Annotated in this window: 11 protein-coding genes; 8 read left to right on the top strand and 3 right to left on the bottom strand. The window is 61.0% G+C overall.

What is annotated here, in order from left to right; translation table 11 throughout:
* Nucleotides 1-97 precede the first annotated feature (97 nt).
* The 3 genes from DX923_RS06855 (at nucleotide 98) to DX923_RS06845 (ending at nucleotide 4,907) form a co-directional block, all read left to right on the top strand.
* Nucleotides 98-2,221, top strand: coding sequence for an MMPL family transporter (locus DX923_RS06855; RefSeq protein ID WP_116113649.1), 2,124 nt, complete (start codon nucleotides 98-100; stop codon nucleotides 2,219-2,221).
* A gap of 169 nt (nucleotides 2,222-2,390) precedes the next feature.
* Complete coding sequence (locus tag DX923_RS06850; protein WP_116113647.1) at nucleotides 2,391-3,905, top strand: MBOAT family O-acyltransferase; 1,515 nt, start codon at nucleotides 2,391-2,393, stop codon at nucleotides 3,903-3,905.
* Nucleotides 3,906-4,034: 129 nt separating this feature from the next.
* Nucleotides 4,035-4,907: a hypothetical protein gene (locus DX923_RS06845; RefSeq protein ID WP_162872830.1), complete on the top strand. Its 873-nt coding sequence runs from the start codon at nucleotides 4,035-4,037 to the stop codon at nucleotides 4,905-4,907.
* Nucleotides 4,908-4,932: 25 nt separating this feature from the next.
* Here DX923_RS06845 and DX923_RS06840 read toward each other — a convergent pair whose 3' ends face one another.
* Together DX923_RS06840 and DX923_RS06835 are read right to left on the bottom strand one after the other, a co-directional pair.
* The gene (locus DX923_RS06840; protein WP_162872829.1) at nucleotides 4,933-6,003 is read right to left on the bottom strand and encodes a PP2C family protein-serine/threonine phosphatase; all 1,071 of its coding nucleotides are present in this window, start codon (nucleotides 6,001-6,003) and stop codon (nucleotides 4,933-4,935) included.
* A 251-nt stretch (nucleotides 6,004-6,254) separates the two neighbouring features.
* Nucleotides 6,255-6,866, bottom strand: coding sequence for a DsbA family protein (locus DX923_RS06835; protein ID WP_116113642.1), 612 nt, complete (start codon nucleotides 6,864-6,866; stop codon nucleotides 6,255-6,257).
* Between the two features lie 217 nt (nucleotides 6,867-7,083).
* On the opposite strand from DX923_RS06835, the gene pepN reads away from it, so the two are divergent.
* Together pepN and DX923_RS06825 are read left to right on the top strand one after the other, a co-directional pair.
* On the top strand, nucleotides 7,084-9,660 hold the full coding sequence (pepN, locus tag DX923_RS06830) for an aminopeptidase N (protein ID WP_116113641.1): 2,577 nt from the start codon (nucleotides 7,084-7,086) through the stop codon (nucleotides 9,658-9,660).
* Nucleotides 9,661-9,749: 89 nt separating this feature from the next.
* Nucleotides 9,750-11,144, top strand: coding sequence for an MFS transporter (locus DX923_RS06825; RefSeq protein ID WP_116116201.1), 1,395 nt, complete (start codon nucleotides 9,750-9,752; stop codon nucleotides 11,142-11,144).
* A gap of 66 nt (nucleotides 11,145-11,210) precedes the next feature.
* On the opposite strand, the gene malQ is transcribed toward DX923_RS06825, so the two are convergent.
* Nucleotides 11,211-13,331, bottom strand: a complete 2,121-nt coding sequence (gene malQ / locus DX923_RS06820; protein ID WP_116113639.1) for a 4-alpha-glucanotransferase — start codon at nucleotides 13,329-13,331, stop codon at nucleotides 11,211-11,213.
* Between the two features lie 108 nt (nucleotides 13,332-13,439).
* Between malQ and DX923_RS06815 the strand changes: the two genes are divergently transcribed.
* The 3 genes from DX923_RS06815 to DX923_RS06805 all read left to right on the top strand — a co-directional run bounded on the left by DX923_RS06815 (nucleotide 13,440) and on the right by DX923_RS06805 (nucleotide 17,102).
* A complete protein-coding gene (locus tag DX923_RS06815; RefSeq protein WP_240322784.1) occupies nucleotides 13,440-14,480 on the top strand; it encodes a mechanosensitive ion channel family protein in 1,041 nt (346 codons plus the stop codon).
* 104 nt (nucleotides 14,481-14,584) lie between these two features.
* Nucleotides 14,585-16,060 carry an MFS transporter gene (locus DX923_RS06810; RefSeq protein WP_162872828.1) on the top strand — a complete coding sequence of 492 codons (1,476 nt, stop codon included), beginning with the start codon at nucleotides 14,585-14,587 and terminating at the stop codon, nucleotides 16,058-16,060.
* Nucleotides 16,061-16,136: 76 nt separating this feature from the next.
* Nucleotides 16,137-17,102, top strand: coding sequence for an acyl-CoA thioesterase (locus tag DX923_RS06805; RefSeq protein WP_240322783.1), 966 nt, complete (start codon nucleotides 16,137-16,139; stop codon nucleotides 17,100-17,102).
* The last annotated feature ends 26 nt before the right edge of the window (nucleotides 17,103-17,128 follow it).

Genomic DNA, 17,128 nt, shown 5'->3' with positions numbered 1-17,128 from the left:
ACCCCAGCACGCTCCAGCAGGTCTCTCAGGTCGCAGAGTCGGCCCGATGTGCGGCAGGCTCGAGAAAGACGCATCCCTCGACTGTTCAGGTGCTGCCATGACCCGACCTGTCCGACTGCTAGCCCTGTTTGTCCTGCTGGCCTGGCTCGTGGTCGGCGCCGTCGGCGGGCCTCTGGTCGGCAAGCTCTCCTCGTTGCAGAAGAACGATCAGGCGCCTTTCCTCCCGGTCGAGGCAGAGTCGAAGCGTGCGGCCGACGAGTTCAAACCGTTCAGCAGCGCTACCGGTCTCCCCTACTTCGTCGTCATCACACGAGAGGACGGAATCAGGGAAGACGATCCGGAAAAGGTCCAGCGCTACATCGATGCACTCCAAGATCATCGATGGGAAGGCAGCGACCGCTCGCTCGGGGATCTGCTGAGCAATGCACCGGGATTTGCTGTGCCGAGCAAGGACAGTAGAGCTTTCCTCGTTCCGATCTCAGCGAACCCTGACCGCGTGACGGAGAAGATCGGGGAAGTCACCGGCGGAGTCGCGATCGCTACGGCGCTTCGATCCGAAGCTGCCCGAGTGCTAGCCCCATCGGGGCTGAAGACCCAAGTCACCGGCCCGGGTGGGTTCGCGGCCGATATCGGGAAGGCCTTCTCCGGGATCGATGGCGTTCTCCTTCTCGTCGCGCTCGGCGTTGTACTGGTCATCCTGTTGTTCGTCTACCGCAGTCCTCTCCTGCCCTTCGCCGTATTGACCAGTTCCGTCCTCGGGCTCGCCGCCTCGGCGCTCGTCATCTATCCCCTCGCAGACCGGGGAACCATCCAGGTCTCCGGCCAGAGCCAGGGCATCCTCTCCATCTTGGTCGTCGGTGCCGCCACTGATTACGCATTGCTCATCGTTGCCCGATACCGGGAAGAACTGCGTCGGACCGATGCACCGTGGAACGCCATGAAACAGACCTGGCGTGGCACCGTGGAACCGATCGCCGCCTCCGCTGCCACCGTGATCCTCGGACTGCTGTGCCTGTTGTTCGCTCAACTCGGCGGAACACGAGGACTCGGACCGATCAGCGCACTCGGCATCGTCGGAGCATTGGCAGCGTCCTTGACCTTCCTTCCCGCTGTGCTTCTCCTGCTGGGCCGGAGAGTCTTCTGGCCTGGGATCCCACGGGTCGAACCAGAGAACACCGAGGAGTACCGAACCAGGTCAGGGGCGTGGGGTCGGGTTTCCGAGCTCGTCGGCCGGCGTCCGCGATCGGTCTGGGTCGTGGTAGCGGGGCTGCTGCTCCTGGCAGCATCGGCTTCGCCACTGTTCAAAGCCGATGGCCTAAGCCAGTCACAGATTTTCCGTACCGCGGTGGAATCTGTCGAAGGAGAGAGAACCTTGCAGGCTCATTTCCCAGGAGGAAGTGGCCAACCCGCGAGAGTCGTCGTACCCATCGACCGAGCCGATCGGTTGATCGCCGCAGTACAGGAGGTCCCCGGCGTGGGCGAGATCTCTCACGGGAATGCACCGGGCGTTCCCCCGAAGACCGTCGACGGCAAGACCGTCGTTCAGATCGAGCTCACCGATCCACCTGAATCCGCAGCTGCTCAACAGACCGTGCGAACTCTACGATCCACGGCACATCGACTCGATCCCTCGTACAACATCGGAGGTCAGAGCGCGACCGTAGTCGATACCCGGTCGGCCAGTGAAGCCGATGTCCGCCTACTACTGCCTACTATCCTGGGTGTCGTCTTCCTCGTCCTGGTCGTACTCCTGCGTTCCCTGGTGGCTCCACTTCTGCTGATCCTGGCAAATGTTCTGTCCTTTGCCGCAACCATCGGGGTCAGCGCACTGGTGTTCAACCATCTCCTGAATTTCCCTGGTGCCGATCCGGCTACACCGCTGTACGGATTCGTCTTCCTCATCGCACTCGGTATCGATTATTCGATCTTCCTGATGACCCGAGTACGCGAGGAGACTCCCCTTCGAGGTACCCGCGAGGCCACCCTCACGGCGCTGGCTGTCACCGGCGGAGTGATCACCTCCGCAGGGGTCGTCCTTGCTGCGACCTTCTCCGCGCTCCTCGTCCTGCCGCTGGTGTTCATGGCGCAGATCGCCTTCTTGGTGGCCTTCGGGGTACTCCTGGACACCTTCGTGGTGCGCTCGTTACTCATACCCGGCCTTGTTTACGACATCGGAGACCGGGTCTGGCGGCCAAGCCATTTCGCTCGACGAGTGACGTAGCTGCCACGCCCGTCAAGGAACCGGACGCCATGCTCTCGACGCGCCGACCGCCTCGGAAATCCTAGGAAAAGACAGCCGCTCCCCATAAGGTGCGCTTCAAGTCGCTCGGACACGCATTACCCAGTGCGGTGAACTCCTTCTGTCCTCCTCGTGACGAGCAGGGAATGGCATGACCTTTACATCGCTGGAATATGCGCTTTTCCTCCCTATCATGGCCGCACTTTCGCATTGCGTACCACGACGAGGGAAACGCCTATTCCTCTTGGTTGGAAGCTACTTTTTTTACACGCGTCACCAAACAACCGGGGCACTGATCCTCGTCATGGTGACCATGGTCTCCTATGCGGCCGGTCGCCTACTGCCCCGGCTGGAAAATTTCTGGAAGAAAAAAGTGCTGGCCCTGGGAGTTTTTCTCTGCCTCGGCATCCTCGCATATTTTAAATATATTAATTTTATTATTGAATCACTTCAGGGAATTATCCGCCCCATTGGTGGGGGAATAGACCCACTGAAGGACCTCATCCTCCCCCTTGGCATCTCTTTCTTTGTCTTTCAAGCATGCGCTTACATGATCGACGTCAGTCGAGGAAAAGTTTCAGCTGAGAAAAATATCATCACCTTCGCACTTTTCCTCTCCTTCTTTCCCATCGTCCTTTCCGGCCCCATTGAGCGAGCATCCAATCTCCTTGTTCAACTACGAGAGACCCACCCTCTCGAGGTAGCAGATGTCACCGCAGGCATGCGCCAAATTCTCTACGGACTCTTCAAGAAGATCGTGCTGGCCGACATGCTGGCGCGCTCGGTAAATCCCATCTTCAACGGCATCCCACAGGGCCATCATCATGGGCAGACATTGATCCTGGCTGCCATGGCCTACTCAATCCAGATATATTGCGATTTCTCCGGCTACTCCGACATCGCAATCGGATCGGCGCGAGTTCTGGGTTACCGACTCAGAGATAATTTTAATATGCCCTATTTTTCCGGATCATTCACGGAATTCTGGTCGCGTTGGCACATCTCCTTGTCCACATGGTTCCGCGACTATCTCTATATTCCACTAGGTGGAAACAAGCGAGGGTTCTCTCGGAAATGCATAAATCTCATGATTGTTTTTGTAGTGAGCGGCCTCTGGCATGGGGCGGACTGGAAGTATGTCATGTGGGGCGCTATCCATGGAATATTTCGCATGGGTGAGGAGATCTGGGCAAAAATTCGGATGACAACTTCCAGCAGCGGCCAAAAGAAAAAGGTAGGAAGTAGATTTCCTCCCATACTCAGGGCAATAGTCGTCTTCATTGGGACGACCTTCGCCTGGATCTTCTTCCGAGCCAATAGCCTGAGTGACGCACTCTCGATGATTTCAAGAATGACTCACCCGGAACCCTGGGTTCATACCGTGGATGCCTATTACGCCGCATTGAGCGTATCTCTGCTGAATTCTTCGACAATGCTGCGCATGTACGCCGTCATCGTGTCCTTCTCTCTGGCTTATCTACTGATCAGCGAGCTGATTATCTATTCTCGCCAAAGAAAAGGAGATCCGTATACGCCACTCGCTTATCGGCATGCAATATCACGCTGGGCAAACTACATCCTCCTCACCTGTTTAGTCATATGGTCCGCGCTGGTTCAAGCCGGAGGAGCGGGCCAGTCAGGCGAGTTCATCTACTTCAAGTTCTGAGGATTGCCATCAATGACTCCTGCCACGATAGAAGAAAAGAAGACTCTCCCTCGAACGCTAGGACTACTGACAGCTAAAGCGATCCTACTCCTTTGTGTCGTCACCAGTCTTTTTGCCACGATATGCATCGTGACCGTCGAGGGCCTCACCCCTCGCTACGATAGGACTTTCAACTCCGCGTTGAACGAGAAGATCGATCGGCTCGAGAATCTTCCTGGACCTAGAGTCATTTTGGTAGCAGGATCGAGCGGGTCCTTCGGCCTCGACCAAGAACAGCTGGCTCAAAAAGTTGGGATGCCTACTGTAAATATATCCCTTCAGTCTGGCTATGGCATGCGATTCCAAACAGATCTGGTCCGCGGAAATCTCCATAAAGGAGATATCGTAATCATTGCCTATGAATATGCCATGATGTCCCTCCTGGATTCTTATAGCCCCGAGCTCGTCCTCACCGGATTCGATGGACATCTCAGACGCTTTCGCTATATCCCCCGAGAATCGTGGCTCGATACTGCCACCTATTTTCCAACCTTCTTCTCCAAAAAAATGGACGCCCGAACCGTCCCGGTGGTCAGCAAAGGAGTCTATTCCAGGAGTGCTTTCGACCAGAATGGTCAGATGATCTACCCTCGTCCGACCACTGCTGTTCCATCTCCACTGCCGGAGAAGTTCTTCGTCGCTATCGATAGAAATCGGCTCAGTTCCGATATGGCGGACTATCTCAATGATCTGCATGACTACGTCAAGGGGCAAGGTGCTCGCCTCGCCCTCTCCTATCCCCCGGTCATGGATGAGGCTGTCACTTCGTCCGAGGAAGAGATCGCCCAATTCTCAGCGGAAGTCGCCAATAAATTGACTTTTCCGATCATCTCGAACCCGAAGGACTACATCCTTCCCCGCGAATACTTCTATGACACCCAGTACCACTGCAATACACGGGGCGAGCACATGCGAACTGATCTGCTTGCTCGGGATATAACCCATTTTCTCGCGCAGAAGTGAAAGAAGAATCTGCCCCTGAAGCACGTCAGCAGGTACGCCAGACCAGCACTGCTCCCCTGTCGTCATGCTGTCCAGCTGGAGCCACTTCACAGACCTGCTCTGCAATCCCGGCGAACTCTGTTCCAGCGAACCCCTCGAGGCTGGAGACCAACCGTCCGATGCCCTCGTCGAGGTCGCTTCCCCGCTCTTCGATGACGCCGTCGGTGTACAGCAGAAGCGCATCACCCGGCGCCAGCCTCCCGCGCATCCCTGGATAGCGCACGCCGGACACCAGTCCGAGGACCGGCCCTCGAGCCCCTTCGACGACCTGCCATGCTCTTGTCTGTGTCCGGTAATGGGCAACCGGCGGGTGACCCGCCGTGGAAATGGTGTATTCACCACTTTCAAGGTCCAGGGACAAGTGAACCGCTGAGGCAAAACCTTCGGACCATTCCTGTCGAGCCACATAATCATTGGCCAAGGGGAGAAACTCTCCAGGGCGCACCGACCCCATCAGGGCATCGAAAGCACCTGAGAGCATCAGCGAGTGTGTTCCGGCGTCCAGTCCTTTTCCGGAGACATCCACGAGGACAACTTCCAACAACTTCCCCGAGCAAGTACGACGGGCCACGACGAAATCTCCCGAGAAGGGATGGCCGTAGGCTGATTTGACGCACACCTGAACTTCCCAGCTCTCAGGAAGCATCGGCACCGTGCTGCGTAGAAGGAGTTCCCCGCGCAGATCAGCCAGCATGCTCTCCCCGCGACTGCCATGCACGCCGACCCGGGCCCGGGACAGACTGCGCCACAGAGTCACCGCGCCAACAGCCAGAACGCATAACAACGCCCCTGTCGAATCCTCCCGTGTCGGAGCCACAAACCGAGGAACGACCAGGACCAAGGCGATACAGGTGCCCAGTACCACCCCATGCCACCGAGGCGAGTGCAGGGCACCGCTGAGAACCACGAAAGGAAGATAGGCGGCCCAGGGAACGAGAGTGGGGAAGACCGTCATCAATGCCGTCACCACAGACAAGCCGATCACCGTGAATGCCACGGTGGCCCGCTCCTGGGTCTCACTCCAGTGCCGGACTTCGGCCCAGGCACGGGTCGCCATGGCCCGTCCGCAAGGAACAACAAGCGAGGGGCGGGCCCTGCACGAAGAGCTAGAAGCGAAGGAGCCCACGCGCGCAGGCGTTCCTCTCACGGACCCCATCGACATTCCACCCATAGTGTGGACAGTAGTACGACATCGAGAAAGTCGCGCGACATACTTCCTATATGTTGCCCATGAAGGGTCGATTTTCGCCCGATACGTCCATCTTTTCCGGGGGTCGTCCGTCTCCTGCAAAAAGGGCAGGCTCGAGGTCAGAAGTCCTCGATAATCGGGCCGACAGTACGCGTACGTTTGAGTTCAAAAAAACCCGGGGTTCCCGCTACCAATACACAACCGTCCCACAGCAAGCCTGCGGCTTCCCCTCGCGGCGGAGGTGAGACCACCGGCCCGAAGAACGCGGTCTCCCCCACGGCCACCACCGGAGTCCCCACATCATCACCGACCAACTCCACGGCTTCGGCATGGCTCGCCCGCAGCAAAGCCTCCACCTCTGGGCTCTGCACCCTGACTTCCTCGCAGAGAGACACCCCGACCTCGGCAAAAGCCTGCGCCACGGCCGAGTCGAGATCCTTCTCCTCCCTCAGGTGGATCGCCCTGCCCACAGCATCGTAGAGAGGGCCCACCACCTGACTCCCATACTGCTGCTGAGCAGCGATGATCGCGCGCACCGGAGCCCAGGCCCGATCCATCAGAGCCGCATAGTCCGGCGGAAGATCCCGCCCCTCGTTGAGCACCGACAGGCTCATGACGCGCCAGGTCACCTGAATTTCCCGAACTTTTTCGACCTCCTTCAACCAACGCGAGGTCATCCAGGCCCACGGACAGATCGGGTCGAACCACATACGCACGGTCTGCTCCACCATGTCTCAACTCTCCCAAGTAGATCCGAAAATATTCTGTACTGGTCAAGAAGAAGGATCCACGGAGAAGCACCAACACTCCCTGGACAAGACCCAGCCCCTCACCCTAGATATCGGCGCACCACCACAATCGGTGATGCAAGGATGTCCCCACGGATCGAGAGCACTACCCCAGTACGCGACAGAGAACCATCAACACACCTATCAACGAGGAGTCAACGTGCCCGGTACGAACCTGACCCGTGAAGAGGCCGCAACCAGAGCGGATCTACTGCACGTCAAGTCCTACAGGGTGGCGATCGATCTGACCACCTCAGCCGAAACCTTCCTCACCAGTACTGTCGCCGAGTTCTCCTGCCATCGTCCGGGGAGCGAGACCTTCTGCGATTTCATCGGAGAGCAAGTCCTCGCCGTACGGCTCAACGGAGTCGACCTCGACCCCGCTGTCGTCTGGCAGGACTCCCGTATCGCGCTGCCTGATCTCGCCGCGGAGAACACCCTCGAAGTCCACGCCATCGGCCGCTACATGCACACAGGAGAAGGACTCCACCGATTCGTCGACCCCGTCGACAACGAGGTCTACCTGTATACGCAGTTCGAAACAGCTGACAGCCGACGGATGTTCCCCGTGTTCGAACAACCCGACCTGAAAGCCACCTTCGCTTTCACCATCACGGCGCCCTCCCACTGGCAGATCATCTCCGTGGAACCGACACCCGAGCCATCCGCGCTCGGATCGAAGGACATCCCCGAGCTGGGGCTTCTCCCGATCTCACAGTGGCAGTTCGCCGCCACGCCTCGACTGTCCAGCTATGTCACTGCCCTCATAGCCGGCCCCTATGACGTCGCCCGAGACAGCGTCCGGACCGGCGGACGGGAAGTTCCACTAGGCCTGTTCTACCGGCGCTCGCTCAGCTCCTATCTCGACGCCGGCAACATCTTCGACTGCACCAAGCGTGGGTTCGCTTTCTACGAAAAACTCTTCGATCTGCCCTATCCGTTCACGAAGTACGACCAGATCTTCACCCCCGAGTACAACGCGGGGGCCATGGAGAACGTCGGCGCCGTGACCTACAACGAGATCTACGTCTTCCGCGCCAAGGTTGCCGACGCCGTCGTCGAACGACGTGCCTTGACGATCCTCCACGAACTCGCACACATGTGGTTCGGCAACCTCGTGACCATGCGGTGGTGGGACGACCTGTGGCTGAACGAGTCCTTCGCCGAATGGGCCTCCATGACCTGTCAGGCCGAAGCCACCGAGTGGAGCCATGCCTGGGCCACCTTTGCCGCAGTCGGCAAATCCTGGGCGCTACGCCAGGACCAGCTCTCCTCCACCCACCCCGTGGCCGCCGACATCCGACACCTCGCTGATGTCGAAGTCAATTTCGACGGCATCACCTACGCCAAAGGTGCAGCAGCGCTCAAACAACTCGTCGCCTACGTCGGGCGAGAACCCTTCATCGAGGGGCTCCGCGCCTACTTCACTGAATTCGCTTACCAGAACACCACGCTGAGCGATCTCCTGAGACATATGGAAACCACCTCCGGACGTGATCTCTCGGCCTGGTCCCACGCCTGGCTGGAGACCGCCGGACCCAATACTCTCCACGCCGATCTCGACGTCGACGACAAGGGCATCATCACCGGTGCGCTCATCCGCCAAAGCGCACCGGAGAGCTATCCGACCCTACGCCCGCATCGCCTGGCCATCGGCCTTTACGACCTACGGGACGACCGGTTGGTTCGTCATGATCGATTGGAGATCGACATCCTCGGCGAGGAGACCGCCGTCCCCCAGCTGGTGGGGCTCCCCCGCCCTGCATTGTTGCTGCTCAACGACGATGACCTCACCTACGCCAAGATCCGGTTCGAGGAAGACTCCCTCCGAACTCTCGTCTCCCACGCCCCGACCGCAGAGCCGCTCCCCCGTGCACTTCTCCTCGGTGCAGCCTGGGACATGACTCGGGACGGCGAAATGGCCGGCAGCGACTTCATCCGCCTGGTTCTCGACGCCATCCCCGGCGAGACCGACTCCACCCTTCTCCGGATGCTGCTCAGCCAGCTCACCACGACAATGCAGCTCTACCTGTCCACCTCGACCCGCGAACAGACCGTTGCCGAGGCTGCCGCAGAACTCATCCGATCAGCCCAGAAAGCGCCAGCTGGATCCGATGCCCAGCTCCAACTGGTCAGCATCGCAGCAGGGCATGCGCATACGACCCCGCAGTTGGACTGGATCGAGGGGCTCTTCACCGGTACCCAGGAACTCAGCGGGCTGATGATCGACACCGAGATGCGCTGGACCCTGCTGACCGCATTGGTCGCGGGAGGTCGCGCAGGCGAGGCAGAGATCCGCGCCGAGGAAGGAAGGGACCCCACCTCTACCGGGCGGGAGCGCGCAGCGCGGGCTCGAGCCGCTCGACCCACCGCCGAGGCGAAGGCCGAGTCCTGGGCGCGTGTCTTCGACAGCCCTGAGCTGTCCAACCAGATGGTCGGGTCAGTCCTGGCCGGGATGGCCATCACCCACGACCCCGCCTTGCTGAACCCCTATATCTCCCGCTATCACGAGGAGATCCGCACCCTGTGGGAAGGGCGGACCCACGCCATCGCCGAGCAGGTCGCGCTCGGTGCCTATCCGATCCGCCTGGCCAGCAGCGACCTTCTCCAGGCCACCCAGACATGGCTTGATCATCACTCGGATGCTCCTGACGGTCTGATCCGTCTCGTCACCGAGAACCGAGATGCCGTCGTTCGGGCCATGCACGCTCAAGAACGGGATGCAGTCCAATACTGATGAACCCTTCAACCCCGGCAACCTCCCACGTCAAGATCCCCGGTTCCTCCGAAGAGTGTTCCGACGACCCTGCACCGGAAAGTACTGAGATGCCGACCAGACGATTGTTCAACCGTGAGTCACTCGCCTGGATCGGCTACGACCTAGGTACGAACTCGTTCCACTCCGTGGTCGTCACCTTCGTGTTCTCGGTCTACCTCACCAGCAGCTCTTTCGGGCCCACCGATGCCAACAGCGAAGCCCTCGGCACCGGGATGAGCATCGCCGCGATCTTCGTCGCGCTGCTCGCTCCGGTGCTGGGGCAACGCGCAGACCGCGCCAACCGCCCCGTGTTCTGGCTGGGTGCCAACAGTTTCGTGGTCCTGTGCATGATCCTGTCGCTGTTCTTCGTGCGTCCCGATCCCAGCTACCTGTGGCCGGGCATCGTCCTTCTGGTCGTCGCCACAGTCTTCGCTGAATTCGCCTCGGTCAACCACAACTCCCTACTGAAGCGGGTATCCAGCCCGCAGACCGTCGGTAGGATCTCCGCCTTCGGATGGGGGTCCGGTTATCTGGGAAGCATCGCCGTCCTGGTCTTCCTGTTGCTGGCGTTCATCCAGCCAGAGCAAGGACTGTTCGGAGTCACCCATGACGACGGCATGCACATCCGCGCCTCCATGCTCTTCACCGCAGCCTGGTACACGATGGGCATGATCCCGGTACTGGTCGTCCTCGGGAAACGAAAGCGCCCCCACAAAAATTCTCCGCAGCCGGACACCGCTGCCTCGGCGACTCCTGACACCCCCCTGCCGAAGGAGTCCATCGTGGGCTCCTACATCGCGCTAGGCCGCACCTTGCGCAGCCTCGCCAAGGAGAGCCCCAACACGCTGTACTTCCTCATCTCGTCAGCGATCTTCCGCGACGGACTGGTCGGAGTCTTCGCCTTCGCCGGAGTCATCGCCGCAGGAACCTTCGGTTTCTCCTCCGGCGAGGTGGTGACCTTCGCCGTCGTCGCCAACCTGACGGCAGGAGTAGCCACGGTCAGCTCCGGAATCTTCGATGACAAGCTGGGCCCCAAGCGACTCATCCTCGTCTCCTTGGTCTGCATTATCTGCGTCGGCACCGGCATCTTCGCTTTCCACGACAGCGGGCCGATCGCCTTCTGGATTCTCGGTCTGACGCTGTGCATCTTCGTCGGCCCGGCGCAGTCGGCATCCCGGACCCTGCTCATCAGGCTCATCCCGCACGGGCGTGAAGGCGAGATCTTCGGTCTCTATGCCACTACCGGACGTGCGCTGAGCTTCATCGCACCGGCAGGTTTCACCGGTGCCATCATGTTCGGACGTTGGCTTCGACCGCAGGAAACCAGTACCCAGTACTGGGGCATCCTCGGCATCACTGCTGTGCTGTTGGTTGGTCTCTTGGCCCTGCTCCCCGTAAAAGACCGCCGTGAGGTCCTCCCGGAAAACGCTTGGGGTGCCAAGGAAAGTCCTTCCACATCCTGAACTGTGCAGAAGAAATACAGCGGGGGGACCGTTGTGCGAGCGGTCCCCCCGCTGTATCCCACCGGTTCATCCCCGGTGAACAGCCTCGGTGATCCGACGGGCCCCAGCGTGTGCCATCACGTCTTCTAGCAGGACCGGTCTACGGTCCGGGCCCGCCAGGGGCACTCGCCAGTTGGGGTATTCCTCGTCGGTTCCCGGCTGGTTGATCGTGCGCCGGTCACCCACCAGATCGGACACGCTGATGCCCACCAGGAGAGCCGGAGTCCACGACACATACCGGTGGAGTGCCTCGACGATCTTCTCCACCGACTCGTCACTATCGATCAGGCCCCGTTCGCGCAGAGCTTCCACGACCTTCTGTCGATCAGCCTCGTCCTCGGCCCGTTCAACGTCCACCGGTCTGGTAAACAGCCCTAGACGTTCCCGCAGATCCATGTGCTCACCGCTGAGGTAACCAGCAGTAGGCGGCAGATCGTGAGTAGTCACCGAGGCCAAGCACAACCGCCGGTACTGCTCCGGAGCTAGCGGCGCTCCATCGGCGTCCCGTTCGAACCACAAGATCGAGGTGCCGAGAATCCCTCGCTCACGGAGATATTCACGCACCCAAGGCTCAACCGTGCCTAGATCCTCACCGACGATGACTGCTCCGGAACGGTGTGCCTCCAAGACAAGGATCCCGACCAGCGCCTCGAAATCGAAACGCACGTAGGTTCCCTCTCGCGGACTACGACCGGACGGAACCCACCACAGCCGGAAGAGACCCAGCACATGATCGATGCGAAGGGCGCCCGAATGGCGAAGCGCCGCCCGGATCATGTCACGGAAGGGCGCATACCCCAACTCTGCCAATTTGTCCGGACGCCAAGGCGGCTGACTCCAATCCTGGCCCAATTGGTTGTACGGGTCCGGAGGCGCACCAACCGTCACCCCGCGAGCCAGAGCCTCCCCCAGGCCCCAGGCATCAGCGCCCTCGGGGTGCACACCCACCGCAAGATCCTGCATGACACCGACACCCATGCCAGCTTCACGCGCCTGCCGCTGGACCCCAGCCAGCTGGCCGTCAACCACCCACTGCAACCACATGTGGAAATCGACTTGATCCGACAACCGGATTCGCTCGGCTGCCACCGCTTCCGAGGAACGGTCCGCCAAACCCTCCGGCCACCCGTCGACCCCATACTCACCGACCAGTGCGCACCACGTGGCGAAGTCGATCAGCCCCTGCCCTTCCCTCTCGCAGAAAGCCTCAAAAGCCAGCTGCCTACGCACCGGGCGAGGCACAGAGTGGACAATGTGCAGCGCCTGCCGTTTCAACTCCCAAGAAGCATCCCGGTCGATGGCGTCCTCACCGTTCAGCAGACGCGCGCTTCCGGCAAAACCGTCGACCTTCGCCCGGTCCTCAGGCGACAAGTAGGCCGTCTCGGGGATCTCCTCGACCCGGATGTACATCGGGTTCACGAAGCGCCGAGACGTCGGAAGATACGGCGAAGGCTCCATAGGACTCATCGGCTCAGCTGCATGCACCGGGTTCAACAGGACGAAATCGCTACCCAGCTCTCGTGCACCCCAGACAGCCAGGTCTGCGAGATCAGCCAAATCCCCCACACCCCACGACGACCGCGAGCGCATCGCATACAGCTGGGTCATCAAGCCGGACGCGCCTCGTGATTCGACCGCGGCCGGGAGTTCGAGCTTGTCCGGGACCACCACGATGGATGAGTGGTGTACTGGCCCTCCGGGGATCTGGGCGTACAGGACGTGCCATCCCAGTGGACTGCCTGAGGGCAGCTCGAACAATGCTTCGCCGATGAGGGTCCCGTCGACTTCCCGAGGGGGCACATTGTGTTCCAGCTGTCGGAGTTCGCGTCGCCCACTGCGGTCTTCGAGTTCCGCCCACACCGATACCGGGGAGCCATGCGGTACGTGGACCCGTACTTGAGCATTTTCGCTCTGTTTGGTGAGGGTGAAGGGAGGGATCAGGGATCGCCATCCACGGAGCCCGACCTCGAGGAGAGAGGCGGAGACCTCTTCAGGGGACTCGCAGGGGATGGACAGTGCGCGTAGAACGGCAGTGATGGTCTCCGCGCCGACGACGACATGGTGGCCTTGCCAGTCCCAGTACTCGGTGGCTACACCGTAGGCGCGCGCCAGATCAGCGAGAGGGGCCGAGGGCACGATGGTGGTCACGTCAGGCCTTTCGTCATGGGATTGACCTGATACTAGTGGGCCTCACCCAGATTGACGCGATGACAGGGGCATGTGCATTCGCACTCGGGAAGCCTGAAGAATGGGCCCATGGCCGACATCCCCTACATTCTGCCGACCAACGTCCTGGGGTACGAAATGTCCTGGGAGATCGTTGTGGACTGGATCCTGGGACGCGGGTTGACGATCGTGGCGATAGTGATCGGTGCGACGGTCCTGCGCTGGTTCCTGCACCGTCTGATCGATCGTGCGGTTTCTTCCTTGGTGAAGGAGAAACGTGCCCGTTCCGATCACCGTGAGACCGGTGCCGACGTCACCGAGGTCGTGGTGCAGGACGCTCCCTCGACGGATCCCTCCGCGGTGCCATCGAAGACGCCGTCAACAGCGCGTCGACGGCATACCTGGTTGCGGGCACGCGCCTTGGAGGGGCGTTTCCTCAACCCGGAGCGGCAGCGGCAACGGGTGGAGACCTTGGGTTCTGTGCTGCGCAGTATCGCCACGGTAGGCATCCTGATCACGGCGATCTTCATGGTCGGTGACCAGCTGGGGCTGAACATGGCGCCGGTGATCGCTTCTGCCGGTTTCGGTGGTGTGGCTTTGGGTTTCGGCGCGCAGAGCCTGGTGAAGGACTACCTGACAGGAATTTTCATGCTGGCCGAGGACCAGTACGGGGTGGGCGACTTCATCGACACCGGCACGGCGGCCGGGACTGTGGAAGAGGTCACCTTGCGGGTGACCCGTCTCCGGGATGCCCAGGGAGTCATCTGGTACATCCGTAATGGCGAGATCGTACGGGTGGCGAACAAGTCGCAGGGGTGGTCGACGGCGATCGTGGACATCCCGGTGGCTTACGACGAATCTCCGGAACGGGTGATCTCCGTGCTCACCACAGCGATGCAGGAGTTGGAGGGCGATCCCGAATGGGAGGCCATCCTGTTGGAGCAGCCTCGGGTGGTGGGGGTCGAAGCGGTGTCCGGGGGGACGATGAGTATCCGGATCTTGGCGAAGTGTGCACCGAACGAACATTGGGGTGTGCAGCGTGAGATCCGGGAGCGTGGGTTGACAGCGTGTGCGCGTGAGGGGATCAGAGGCCCGGCGATCATTCCGCCGTATCAGGGCGGACTTTCCTGACTCGGCCGTCGGTCGTTGCACCTTGTGCGGGGTGGCGCGACCGACGGTCGACTTGTCCGCTCAGCGGGAGCCACATCCTTGCGCAAATAACTACGCTGGGCTCTGTGAGCACACCGGACCGTCCGGAGGAGATGGCTTCTCCCCCCGAACGGACCCAGGATGCCTCTCGTATCCGAGTCCTGGGGCCGGGCTATCGTGCCGTCACCTTGTCAGTCCTCGGGCTGACCACGGTCATCGCTTTCGAGACGATGGCGATTGCGACAGCCATGCCCAAGGTCACCGAGGATCTCGCCGTCGGCGGCGCTTACGGCCTGGCCTTCTCGTTGATGTTCACCGGCCAGCTGCTCGGCAATGTCATCGCGGGAGCCAGCACTCGGGCCTCCAGCCCGATGCTGACCCTCTGGACGGGCATCAGTTTGTTCGCCTTGGGCTCGGTCCTGGCAGGCAGCGCACCTGAATTCACCGTCCTTCTGGCCGGTCGGCTCATAGCCGGGCTGGGTGCCGGACTGACCATCGTGGCCAATTACGTCGTCATCGGAGCGATCTATCCGATGACCGCCAGGCCAGTGATCTTCGGCTGGCTCTCAGCAGCATGGGTCGTTCCTTCTGTGGTGAGCCCGTTGCTGGCCGCCCTGCTGGCCGAGAACTGGGGGTGGCGTTCGGTCTTCCTGATGGTCGCGCCCCTGACGGCGATCGGCTCCCTCGGAATCAGGCACGCACATCGGCTCCTCGACTCGGCTCCCGAGCCCGAGTATCTCGATGGAATCGCTGCGGATACCGTAGCCCCACGGCTCAGCACGTTCCGGACCATGGTCTTCGGGGTGACGATGACCATCGGCTCCGGTCTCTTCCAAGCCGGCACCTCCCTACCCCATCTCTCCCGGAGCGTCGCCATCATGTGCGCGGTGCTCGGTCTCGTCCTTCTCGGGCTGGCGGTTCCTCCTCTCCTGCCTCCAGGAACTCTCCGCAGCAGGCACGGGCAGCCCAGTGTCGTCCTGGCGCGTTTCCTCTTCATGGCCTCCTTCGACGGAACCATTGCTTTCATCCCGTTGATGTTCATCACCCTGCGAGATATCGAGCTGGCTGCAGCAGGGGCACTGCTGGCCTTGGCATCCTTGGGATGGGCCGCAGGTTCTTTCTTGCAAAGCCGTCCACGCATGTCGCACCACGGGAAGTTACTCATCACCACAGGAGCAGCGATGTTGTCCTTCGCCACCTTCGGGATCCTGGCCCTGGATCTGGTGGACGGACCGATGTGGGCCTTCGCCGTGAGTATCACCACGGTCGGACTGGCGATGGGGATCGGCGTCACCGCTACCTCCGTGCTCGCCCTAGAACTGGCTCCTCGCGGGGGTCACGCCGCAGCCAGTTCCTCCCTGCAGATCGCCGATGTCCTCGGCAGTGTCCTCGGGATCGCGACCAGCAGCGGCGTCTACGCGGTCACCACGTCGATGGACATGGCGATCGCGGATGTCTTCCCCTTGGTCTGGGCGGTCAACGCTCTCGTCGCCTTGCCTGCCCTGCTGTGTGCGCAACGGCTGTCGCCACGCCCGCTTCCTGAAAGTCTCCGGACGTCATGATGCTGGCTCCGTCCTGGAGTCGGCGGCATGCCTTGTGGATCTGTCAGGTCACAGTTTCCTTCCGTATCGTTGCGTCGTGACAATCCATGAGCAGTACTTGACGCCGCGTGACCCCGGATATGACCCCTTGGCAGATCTGCTCCGCGTCCTCGACCTGGTCCCGGCATCCCAAATCGCACCAGAACACGCCGGAGCTGCCGCCGATCCGGCGTCCTTGCCCAGCGACTCCACCGATGTTTTCCTCGGAGCGAGCCAGCCGATGCCACATGGAAGGGTCTTCGGCGGACAGGTCGTCGCCCAGTCGTTGATCGCAGCCGGCCGCACCGTACAGAGCATTGACGGACCGCTGCGCAAGATCCACTCACTGCATGGTTATTTTCTCCGCCCCGGAGATGCCAACGAACCAATCCGCTTCGAGGTCGAAAGGCTCCGCGATGGCCGCTCCTTCTCCGCCAGACGCGTACATGCCGTGCAATACGGTCGGCCCATCCTGTCGATGATCTTCTCCTTCCAGACCCCCGCCGAGGGGCTGGACCACCAGGCAGAGATGCCACCGGTTCCCGTGCCAGAAGACCTCGCCACCCTCAGCGAACGGTTGGCGCATGTCCCCGAAGGTCTCGCCAAGGACTGGGCTGTTCGACGTTCGATCGACATGAGGCACTGCGAAGGACCGATCTACATCGCGCCCTGCCCCCACCAGGTCGCCGAACAACATGTCTGGATCAGAACCACCGGCAAGCTGCCGGACGACTCCTTGACCCACGCCGCTGTCCTGGCCTATGCCTCCGATTACACGATCTTGGAGCCGGCGCTGCGCAAACACGGTCTCGCCTGGGCCGACGACCGACTACGTGGCGCCAGCCTCGACCACTCGATGTGGTTCCACCGCGACTTCCGCGTCGATGAATGGCTTCTCTACGCCGAGGAGTCGCCGTCCGCCTCCGGTGGCCGCGGCCTGGGCATCGGGAATCTCTTCACAACTGAAGGGACCCTGGTCGCCTCCGTCGCGCAAGAAGGCATGCTCCGCCTGAAAAGAAGCTGATCTGACACCCGGACCGGTCGAGTGTG

This window comes from Austwickia chelonae, assembly GCF_003391095.1.
In the GTDB taxonomy this organism is placed as follows: domain Bacteria; phylum Actinomycetota; class Actinomycetes; order Actinomycetales; family Dermatophilaceae; genus Austwickia; species Austwickia chelonae_A.
The sequence above is the reverse complement of the archived record's forward strand: the minus strand, read 5'-3'. Positions and strand labels throughout refer to the sequence as shown.

Bases quoted from the DNA above. Each gene is read 5' to 3' on its own strand.
- DX923_RS06855 (WP_116113649.1), top strand. From the start codon at position 98: ATGACCCGACCTGTCCGACTGCTAGCCCTGTTTGTCCTGCTGGCCTGG.
- DX923_RS06850 (WP_116113647.1), top strand. From the start codon at position 2,391: ATGACCTTTACATCGCTGGAATATGCGCTTTTCCTCCCTATCATGGCC.
- DX923_RS06840 (WP_162872829.1), bottom strand. From the start codon at position 6,003: ATGGCGACCCGTGCCTGGGCCGAAGTCCGGCACTGGAGTGAGACCCAG.
- DX923_RS06835 (WP_116113642.1), bottom strand. From the start codon at position 6,866: ATGGTGGAGCAGACCGTGCGTATGTGGTTCGACCCGATCTGTCCGTGG.
- DX923_RS06825 (WP_116116201.1), top strand. From the start codon at position 9,750: ATGCCGACCAGACGATTGTTCAACCGTGAGTCACTCGCCTGGATCGGC.
- DX923_RS06815 (WP_240322784.1), top strand. From the start codon at position 13,440: ATGGCCGACATCCCCTACATTCTGCCGACCAACGTCCTGGGGTACGAA.